This window comes from Candidatus Protofrankia californiensis (assembly GCF_900634765.1).
Taxonomy (GTDB): Bacteria; Actinomycetota; Actinomycetes; order Frankiales; family Frankiaceae; genus Protofrankia; species Protofrankia californiensis.
Window position 1 is genome coordinate 17,827 of sequence record NZ_CAAAFT010000466.1, and the last position, 1,842, is coordinate 19,668.

The 1,842-nt window shown below is 64.1% G+C and carries 2 protein-coding genes; one reads left to right on the forward strand and one right to left on the reverse strand.

Features of this window, described 5'->3' with window-relative positions; translation table 11 throughout:
• Nucleotides 1-129: 129 nt before the first annotated feature.
• Nucleotides 130-441, reverse strand: a complete 312-nt coding sequence (locus tag DD1DGNOD_RS24045; RefSeq protein WP_206443395.1) for a hypothetical protein — start codon at nucleotides 439-441, stop codon at nucleotides 130-132.
• Between the two features lie 85 nt (nucleotides 442-526).
• On the opposite strand from DD1DGNOD_RS24045, the gene DD1DGNOD_RS24050 reads away from it, so the two are divergent.
• Complete coding sequence (locus DD1DGNOD_RS24050; protein ID WP_131768630.1) at nucleotides 527-745, forward strand: hypothetical protein; 219 nt, start codon at nucleotides 527-529, stop codon at nucleotides 743-745.
• The last annotated feature ends 1,097 nt before the right edge of the window (nucleotides 746-1,842 follow it).

Sequence of the window (1,842 nt, forward strand, 5' to 3'; positions counted from 1 at the left end):
CAATCCCGTCCGGCCCATCCTGTCCGTCCGGTCTACCCAGTCCGTCCGGTCTACCCGGTCCGTCCGGTCCGTCCGGCGCCGGCCGACCTCCCCCGAGCCGCATGCCCCGGTCCCAGGGCGTCACGCCGATCACGCATCGGTCCGCGAGGGTTCGTCAGCCGACAGGTCCGGGGTCCCGACATACTCGATTTCCTGTGCGATAACGCCCACGACCGTGTCCAGGGCATCGCGCACGCCTGCCGAGTATGCCTCGGCTTCAACCGCTGACCTGGGCATTCCCTGCTCTGTCACGAGTTCGGGCACGACATCGATCGCTGCCCGCAAGGCGCGGCGGTACCGGGGTACCGAGATCGGAGGTTCTCCTTTCGGGTCTTGATCATATGCCTCGTCGCGATCGAGCATCGCTCGAACGCCGGCACGACGGGCCACCGGTGTCGCCATCGATGTCCTCCCAAGGTATTTGCTGTCCAGCAAAACAAACCATAGCGGTATCCTTGACGGTTAGCAAAGACGTTACGATGTTCGCGTGGACGACGGTGAGCGATTGGTTGGCATCGGGGACATAGCGTTCCAGCTGAAGATCACGCGTCAGGCGGTTGACTACTGGACGCGCAAAGACCCGCAGTTCCCTGCTCCGCTACAGGTCGTCAACGCACCGACCGCGGGCTCCAAAGGCACCCGGGTCTGGCGCAAGCGCGACATCGACGCGTGGATCGTCGAGTACTACCGGAGGCGAAAGACCTGACCGACCGAAGGCCGTACGATCATGGTTCTTCCCGTGCTGCCAGAGGGCCCGAAGGACAGGGGTCCACAGACCTGGACTGTCTCGGGCAACGTCGCGTGACGCGCGATCAGTATGTCCCCGCCGGCGGGGTTGCGACACCCAAGCACACAACCGCACCGTGATCCGGCTCACTATTGTCCGGTGAACGCCCTCCGGCGGACGTTCTCTGGCCGTTTTCGCCTTTCGGTCCAGATCCTCCTGACAGTGGACGCTCTCCAGTGCAGACTCAACCGGACGCGACGGAGGAGACGACCGCCACCGGCGCGGATACCACGACCGCACCCGCGAAAGCCCTGCTCACCGGCCCTGCACACCGGTGCCAGCCGGACAGCAATGTCCTATTGGTCGGTGTTGTCGACGTCATCCTCAATCATCTCAAATTCTTGGAATGGCAGGGTATATCAGGCACCGGACACCGCCCGGAGGGCCGAAGACGACGCGATCATGTTCCTTTCGCGCCCAGGTTCCCACCGATCTCGACGGTCGACCGAGGTGGGCCGGCCGGAGGTATACCAGGAATATTTTGTCGAAGGTTCGAAGAACGCAGCATGACCACGCTGTCGAACTCGGCGATCCACGACATGCAGAAGTCCGTCGACACCGGCGATCCGGCACCTGGAGGGCCAAAGACGACGCGATCGCGTTCCTTTCGCGCCGCCGGGAGGCCCAGGTCCCCGGGTCGCTCGTGGAGGCGCACCGGCTCATCGTGAACCTGTCCGACCGGTTGCGGGCCGTCACGCACGACCCACACCGTCACCGTTGCGACCGCAACGGCCGGCGCCGCCGGCCCTGGACACTCCACGTCGAGGGGTTGTCTCGCCTACTTTCTCGCAAGCGAGGAGTCCACAAGTGATTACCAAAAGTAGTCGATAGATATATCTGTAACAGAGCAATATGCTGTGGACGCCCCCGAGGAGCCGTCCATGCCACTCGCACCTCCGTCTCGACGCGACAGTAGGCATCCGCTCGCGCGCACTCGCCCGAAAGCCGCCGTCCCGGCCCTCGCCCACACCGAGACCGGCACCGAAGACGACACCGACACCGAAGACGACATGCAG